Source organism: Dietzia sp. PP-33, from assembly GCF_033790845.1.
GTDB lineage: Bacteria > Actinomycetota > Actinomycetes > Mycobacteriales > Mycobacteriaceae > Dietzia.
Map to the genome: position 1 here is coordinate 55816 of NZ_JAMYEI010000015.1, position 7134 is coordinate 62949.

Below are 7134 nucleotides of genomic sequence, written 5' to 3' on the forward strand. Positions count from 1 at the left end.
GTGACGTGGTGTCATGAGTCCCGGTGACGCACGGCCACTGCATCCCCGGCGGTCGATGGGATGCGATGGTCACATGACGTCGCGACCTGCGCACCTCGAGCACTCCGCACCCGCGCCACTCTGGTGGCGTCCCCTCCACCTCATCCGCGCGAACCTGCGGGCCTATCTCGTCGTCAACGCGGCGGCCTACGGACTGACTCTCCTCGGGCTCGTGATGGGCGTGCTCTTTCCGGAGCTCAACGCGGCCCGGGCCGTGGCCCTGGAGGACGACGGGACCGGCGAGTTGGTGCGGGGCCTGGTCAACTCGCCACCGTTGTTCGCACTGGTGATCCTGGGGGTCAATATCTCCCGGCTCAGTCTGCTGACCATCGTGCTGCCCTCGCTCGTCGTGCCCTTCGCCGGGCTCGCCCTGTTCGCGTACTGGGCGGTGGAGACCGGCATCACGCTCGCGCCGGCAGACCCCGAGGGGTGGGTGATCCTCATCCCGCATTCTCTGACCATCGCCCTCGAGCTCCAGGCCTACGTGCTACTCCTGCTGGGCGTGTACCTCCTGGGTAGGCACTGGCTCGTCCCCCGCACGGTCGGCGCCACGACCCGGCGTCAGGGGTACGTGCGAGGCCTGCAGAGGATCGGGGTGCTCGCGATCCCGGCACTCGCACTGCTCGTCGTCGGCGCGGTCTGGGAGGCCTACTCCTTGCGGTACCTCCTCCACCCGCTCATTCAGTTGCTGCTCCACTGATCCTCACCGGCCGCGGAGTTCCCACATCCGCAGGGCCAGGCGCAGCTCCATCGCCCGGTCACCGCGACGCCAGCCGCCACCGAGTACCGAATCCAGCCGGTCGAGCCGCTGGTACACTGTGTTGACGTGCACGAACAGCCGATCCGCGGTGGCCGAGGGGCTGGCGTCGGCGGCGAACCAGGCGCTCAGGGTCTCCAGTAGGGCGGTCCCGCGGTCGCGGTCGTAGTCGCGGATCGGCCCGAGGTTGCGCTCGATGAACTGCGTGACGTCCTCGCGGGCGACCTCACTGAACAGCAGCCCGTACAGGCCCAGCTCCTCGGTCGCCGCCCCCTCGCCGGCACGCCCCAGTGCGATGAGCAGCTGCGCGGCGCGCCGGGCCCGCTCGACGTGGTCGGTCACGGCGGCCAGTCCCGCGGTCGGGCCCGATGCCCCCACGGTGGCCGCGTGCGGGGTGAGCCGGGCCGCCACGTCGCGGGCGGTCTCGCCGGCGTCGGGCCCGGGCAGGAGCATCACCGCGCGGTCGCCGTAGGTGGTCACCAGCCCGCCGTCGGCCCGGGCCAGTGACCGGCACTCGGCCTGCAGCGCGCGGGTCATCCGGGTCTCCTCAGGGGTGATGGCCAGCGCGATCAGGTCGGCGTGGACGTCGACGCCCAGCAGCGTGGCCCGGCGGCCGATCGCCTCGAGGTCGTGCTCACCGGGGGAGAGCAGCTCGGCCAGGAGCTCGCCGCGCACGCGGTTGTCGGCCTCGTCGCGCGCGCGGTGGCCCAGCAGGATCAGCGCGATCACCGAGCTCACCCGCTCGAGCACCCGCCCGATGGCCGGGACGCCGCCGCGGCTGGCGTAGGTGACGTACCCCAGGTGGTCGGAGCCGGTGACGACCGGAGTGACGACGACGAGGTGGCCGTCCTCCTGTCTCGTGAGCATCCCCTCTGGTTCCGTAGAGGCTTCCGCCAGGACCTGCCGGAGCAGTTCGACCGGCGGTCCCTCGGCCGACCGGGCGGACCCGATCTCCCGGTGGGCCAGGTCGAAGACGGCGGCGGTGCCCCCCTCGATGTCGATCAGCAGGTCCGCTATCTCGGGGACGGTGGCTCCGGCCACCACCAGCCGGGTGAGCCGCTCGTGGAGGGAGACGGTGCCGGCCAGGCGCGCGGAGTGCGCGCGTTCGGCGTCGAGGGCATCGCGGGTCTCGTCCAGTTCCCGCCGGCGCCGGGAGGCGCGCTCGGCCGCGGTGAGGGCCGCGGAGACCTGGTCGGCCAGTAGCGCGACCAGGGTGATCTCGTCCTGGGTGAAGTCGCGCTCTCCGCGGTCGGAGGTGAACAGCGTCCCGGTGAGTCGGCCGTGGGTGCGCACGGGCACGCCGAGGATCGCCTTGACGCCCTCGTCGCGGATGATCGGGTCGATGACGTGCGTGTACTGTTCGTCGGCCAGGTAGTTGCGGGTCCAGCGGGGTGCCATCGCCTCGGCGACCTGCCCGCCCAGTCCGAGCCCCATGCCCAGCCGGATGGTGTCGAAAAGCGGGCTGGTGGCTCCCTCGGCCATGCGCATGTAGGTGTCGCCGCGCTCGCGGTCGAGCAGCATGACGTAGGCCAGGTCGGTGCCCACGAGCTGGCGGGCCTTGCGGATGGCGATGTGCAGGACGGCGTCCTCGTCCTCCGCGGCCGCCAGCTCGGCGGCCGCGTCGAGGACGTCCCGCAGCCCCAGGGCGAGGTCGACGGCCACGGTCAGCGGCCGAGGAAGTTCGCCTTGCCGGGGCCGGAGTCGATGAACGACTGCATGCCCAGTTCCCGGTCCTCGGTGGCGAACAGGGCCGCGAACAGGGCGCGCTCGATACTCAGTCCGGTCTCCAGGTCCACCTCGATGCCGCGGTCCACGGCTTCCTTGACCGCCCGCAGCGCCATGCCGGGCCCGCCCACGAACTGCCGGGCCCACTCGGTGGCGCGGGCGGTGGCCTGGCCGTCCGGGACCACCTCTTCCACGGCGCGCAGCTCCAGCGCCTCGGCGGCGGTGAGCGTACGGCCGGTCAGGCACAGGTCCTTGGCGACCGCGGGGCCGACCAGGCGCGCGAGTCGCTGGGTGCCGCCGGCTCCGGGGATGATGCCCAGCAGGATCTCGGGCTGGCCGAGCTTGGCCTTCTCGGCGGCGATGCGCCGGTCGCAGCACAGCGCCAGCTCCATCCCGCCGCCGAGCGCCGCGCCGGTGATCGCGGCGACGGTGGGCTGGGGGATCGCGGCCACGGCGCCGAACGCGGACTGCAGCTCGCGGGCCTCGGTGAGCATCTGGGAGTACGGCATGTCGCGCATCTCCTTGATGTCCGCACCGGCGGCGAAGACGCGCTCGCTGCCGGTGAAGACCACCGCGTGGACGTCGTCGCGGCCCGACACCTCGTGGGCGACCGCCCGCAGTTCCTCCTGCATCCCGCGGGACAGGGCGTTGACCGGCGGCCGGTTCAGGGTGACGGTCGCGAGGCCGTCGGATTCGTCGAGGGATAGAAATTCATACATGTTGGGTCTCCGAACGTAGGGGGAATCTCCATTGTATGTGAATCGGGTCACTCATACGGTCGTGTAGCGAGGTCGCCCGAGTGAGGCGGCTCACACAGACTGAGGAGTTGAACCCATGCCATCGACCGCCCGGGCACGCCCCTGGCGTCCACCGCTGGGTCCGGAGGGCTTCCACTGGGAGATACCGGACCGATTCAACATCGGCGCCGCGTGCACGGACGTGCATCCGGAGGATGACCCCGCGATCGTGGTGGACCGCGGCGACGATCCACCGGAGATCACCACGTTCGGCGAACTCGGCGCCCGCGCCCGCCGGCTCATCACCGTCCTGCGCGAGCGCGGGGTCGGCGAGGGCGACCGGATCGCCGTGATGTGCGCGCAGTCCGCCGAGACCGCCGTGGCCCACGTGGCCGCCTACCTGATGGGCGCGATCGCGGTCCCGCTCTCGGTGAAGTTCGGGCCCGAGGCCGCCCTGTTCCGGATGGGCGACTCGGGCGCCACGGCGGCGGTGTTCGATGCTGACTGCTACGAGCGCCTGGCCGGGGAGCTGCCCGAGCTGCCCGAGCTGCGCACCGTGCTGGTCGCGGGGGATGCGGTCCCCGAGGCAACGTCGCCGCTGGCCGGAGCGATGCTGGCGACCGGAACGGCCCCGGCGACCGGAGCCGGCGCGCTCACCGTGTTGCCGTTGTCGGTGACGGAGGACGCGGACCTCGCCGTCGTCGCCGGAGACACCGGACCCGACGACCCCGCGCTGCTCATCTACACCTCCGGGACCACCGGCCAGCCCAAGGGAGCCCTCCACGGACACCGCGTGGTGTTGGGGCACATGCCCGGAGTGGTCCGCGCGCTGGACGGGTTCCCTGAACAGGGCGACGTGTTCTGGACCCCCGCCGACTGGGCCTGGGCCGGCGGACTGCTGGACGTGCTGCTACCGAGCCTCTACAGCGGTATACCCGTGGTGGCCTCGGCCCGGCGGCCCAGCCCGGAGACGGTCGAGCACATCCTGCGGCGTCACGGCGTGACGTGCTCGTTCCTGCCGCCGACCATCCTCAAGATGATGCGCGCGGCGGACGTGGACTACTCGCGCACCGGGCTGCGGGCGGCCTTCTCCGGTGGCGAGGCACTGGGCGAGCCCGTGGCCGAGTGGGCGCGCGAGGCGCTGGGCGTGCAGGTCAACGAGATCTATGGGCAGACCGAGCTCAACCTGATCGTGGGCACCTGCCACGCCGAGTTCGCCACCCCGCCCGGCTCGATGGGCCGCCCCACGCCCGGGTTCGACCTGCTGCTCCTCGACAGTCTTGGTGAGCGAGTGGGCGAGCCGGTCCGGGCGGGGGAGGTCGGCGAGATCTGCGTGCGCCTGCCCAGCCCGAATGCGTTCCTGCGCTACTGGAACGCGCCCGAGAAGACGGCCGAGAAGACCTTGGGGGGAGTCCTGCGCACCGGGGACCTGGCGACGGTCGACGACGAGGGGAACTTCTGGTTCTCCGGCCGCAACGACGACCTGATCTCCTCCGCCGGCTACCGGGTGGGCCCCGGCGAGATCGAGGACCAGATCCTGCGCCACCCCGCGGTGGAGATGGTGGCCGTGATCGGCGTGCCGGACGAGCTGCGCGGAGAGGCGATCGTCGCCTACGTCGTGGCGGCCGAGGGGGTCGAGCACGGCGACGAACTCGCCCGCGAGATCCAGGACTTCGTCAAGGAGCGCCTGGCCTTCTACCAATACCCGCGCGAGGTCGTCTTCCTCGACGAACTGCCCACCACCAACACCGGCAAGATCCGCCGCGCACAGTTGCGCGACGCTCATACCGCGCAGCTGCGCGCCGCTCATTCAAAGGACACCTGATGAACAATCCCGTAGTGATAGGCGTGGTGCTCGCCTACTTCGTGCTCATGTTCGCGATCGGCGCGTGGGCCAACACCAAGATGAAATCGGCCAAGGAGTTCCTGGTGGCCGGGCAGTCCCTCGGCTTCTTCGTGATGGCCATCGCCAGCTTCTCCTCCATCCAGTCCGGCTGGGGCATGGTCGGCGGCACCGGGCAGACGTACGCGTGGGGGCTGCAGGCGCTCATCGCCGTCGGGCTGTTCGCGCCGTTCGGCTTCGCCGCCGCCTGGTTCCTCCTGGGCAGCCGCCTCAACTGGATCGGCAAGAAGCACAACGTCTACTCGGTGCCCGACCTCATCCGGATCCGCTTCCAGGACCGCACCTCGCACGCCACCATGTCGGTCGCGGTGTTCATCGCCTCGATCGCCTACATGACGGCGCAGGTCACCTCGATCGGCGTGATCATCTCGCTGCTGCTGGGCACCTCGGTGTCCACGAGTGTGTGGATCGGTTCGCTCGTCGTGGCCGCGTACACCATGGCCGGCGGCATGCTCGCGGCCGTGTGGACCGACCTGGTGCAGGGCGTGCTCATGGTGGTCATGTCCGTGGGGCTGTTCTTCTTCGCCGTCCAGGTGGCCGGCGGTTGGATGCCCATGCTCGACACCATCACCGCCTCGAGCGCCGAGCTGCTGTCGATCGACGGCGTCAAGCCCCCGACGTACATCTTCGCCTTTGGCCTGCTGATCTTCGTGGGCGCCGTGGGTCAGCCGCAGCTGCTCACCAAGTTCCTCATGCTCCGCGACATGACGCAGCTCAAGTGGGGCGCCGCCGTCGCGGGAATCGCCTACGCCATCACCACCCTGTTCTCGATCGGCATCGGCCTGGCCACCCGCTCCATGACCATCACCGGCGACGCCCCGGAGCTGGAGAACATCGACGACACCGCCATCTGGTTCCTCGACTCGGTCACCAACCCGATCGTCGGCGGCATCGCGATGACCGGTCTGCTCGCGGCCATCATGTCCTCCGCCTCGAGCTTCATCACCATCGGCGCCTCGTCGATGATGCGCGACCTGCCGGCGGCGTTCGGCATCAAGGTGGTGCGCGAACTGCTGTGGAGCCGGATCGCGAGCCTGACCCTGGTGGTCCTGTCGGTCCTGCTCACCCTGTTCCTCTCGCAGGTGGTGTTCCTGCTCGGCGCGCTGGGCTGGGCCGCCTTCGCCGCGGCGATCGTCGGCCCGGTGGTCATGTCCATCTACTGGCACCGTGCCACGGCCACCGCCGCGACGGTCACGGTGGCGTTCGCGATCCTCGGCAACATGATCATCACCTCGCTGGCCGCGCGGGACATCATCTCCGTCCCGACGTTCATGCAGGTCGGCGGCATCTCACTGCTCGTGTCGATCCTGCTGTTCTACGTGGTCTCGCTGATGACCTCCAACCGTCACCCCGACGCGACCCTGGAGCACCTCTACGGCCGCACCGCCCCCACCGACCGTCCGCTCACCGGCGCGTCTGCCGCGTCCGGCTCGACCACCACGACCGCCACGACCACCACGACCTCCGAAAGGACCGACCATGTCTGACCTCACCACCCGTGGCGCCTCCGACACACCCGAGCCCGACCACAAGCGCGCCGGCATGCTGATCCACGCCTTCGTGGCCGTGGCCGCCTTCGGGCTGATCGGGATGCTCACCGACAGCTGGCAGATGGTGTTCCTGGCCGTGCCCCTCTTCGCAGTGGTCATGATGCTGCTGGGCTCCCTGCGCTCCGACGGCTCCTGGGAGCGGGTGTCGACCATGGCGATCGCCGCCTACTGCGCAGGGCTGGGCGTGCTGGTGCTGTGGTCGATCCTCACCGCCAGCAGCGACGCCATGCTCTGGGGCCTGCCGATGTCCATGGGCGTGATCTTCTACGTGATCTGGCCCTACACCGCCGTGGGCGCGGGGCTGCTGTACGCCCTGGTCTTTGACCGCACGATCGACGAGAAGCACCTGGCGACGGCCGGCTGACCCCCGCAGCCGCGCTCCCCGCAGCCCCCCGCCCCGCAGCCGCGCGCAAGTCCTGCAGC

At 70.5% G+C, this 7134-nt stretch carries 6 protein-coding genes; 4 read left to right on the top strand and 2 right to left on the bottom strand.

Features of this window, described 5'->3' with window-relative positions:
- Positions 1-73 precede the first annotated feature (73 nt).
- On the top strand, positions 74-739 hold the full coding sequence (locus NJE57_RS18755) for a stage II sporulation protein M (protein WP_319030032.1): 666 nt from the start codon (positions 74-76) through the stop codon (positions 737-739).
- A gap of 3 nt (positions 740-742) precedes the next feature.
- Here the strand turns inward: NJE57_RS18755 and NJE57_RS18760 are convergent, their stop codons facing one another.
- Positions 743-2458: a helix-turn-helix domain-containing protein gene (locus tag NJE57_RS18760; RefSeq protein ID WP_319030033.1), complete on the bottom strand. Its 1716-nt coding sequence runs from the start codon at positions 2456-2458 to the stop codon at positions 743-745.
- A 2-nt stretch (positions 2459-2460) separates the two neighbouring features.
- The gene (locus NJE57_RS18765; RefSeq protein WP_319030034.1) at positions 2461-3240 is read right to left on the bottom strand and encodes an enoyl-CoA hydratase/isomerase family protein; all 780 of its coding nucleotides are present in this window, start codon (positions 3238-3240) and stop codon (positions 2461-2463) included.
- Between the two features lie 115 nt (positions 3241-3355).
- Between NJE57_RS18765 and NJE57_RS18770 the strand changes: the two genes are divergently transcribed.
- From NJE57_RS18770 to NJE57_RS18780, 3 genes are read left to right on the top strand one after another with little or no spacing between them, the layout of a single operon-like run.
- Positions 3356-5083 carry an AMP-binding protein gene (locus tag NJE57_RS18770; RefSeq protein ID WP_319030035.1) on the top strand — a complete coding sequence of 576 codons (1728 nt, stop codon included), beginning with the start codon at positions 3356-3358 and terminating at the stop codon, positions 5081-5083.
- Entirely contained in the window at positions 5083-6648 is a 1566-nt protein-coding gene (locus NJE57_RS18775; RefSeq protein ID WP_319030036.1) for a sodium:solute symporter family transporter, read from the top strand. The genes NJE57_RS18770 and NJE57_RS18775 overlap by 1 nt, the downstream gene beginning before the upstream one ends.
- Entirely contained in the window at positions 6578-7075 is a 498-nt protein-coding gene (locus NJE57_RS18780; protein WP_413464442.1) for a hypothetical protein, read from the top strand. Before NJE57_RS18775 ends, NJE57_RS18780 begins: the two co-directional genes overlap by 71 nt.
- The last annotated feature ends 59 nt before the right edge of the window (positions 7076-7134 follow it).

What these genes read in the sequence shown, in the direction of transcription:
- NJE57_RS18755 (WP_319030032.1), top strand. Translation starts at nt 74, where the DNA reads ATGACGTCGCGACCTGCGCACCTCGAGCACTCCGCACCCGCGCCACTC.
- NJE57_RS18765 (WP_319030034.1), bottom strand. Translation starts at nt 3,240, where the DNA reads ATGTATGAATTTCTATCCCTCGACGAATCCGACGGCCTCGCGACCGTC.
- NJE57_RS18770 (WP_319030035.1), top strand. Translation starts at nt 3,356, where the DNA reads ATGCCATCGACCGCCCGGGCACGCCCCTGGCGTCCACCGCTGGGTCCG.
- NJE57_RS18775 (WP_319030036.1), top strand. Translation starts at nt 5,083, where the DNA reads ATGAACAATCCCGTAGTGATAGGCGTGGTGCTCGCCTACTTCGTGCTC.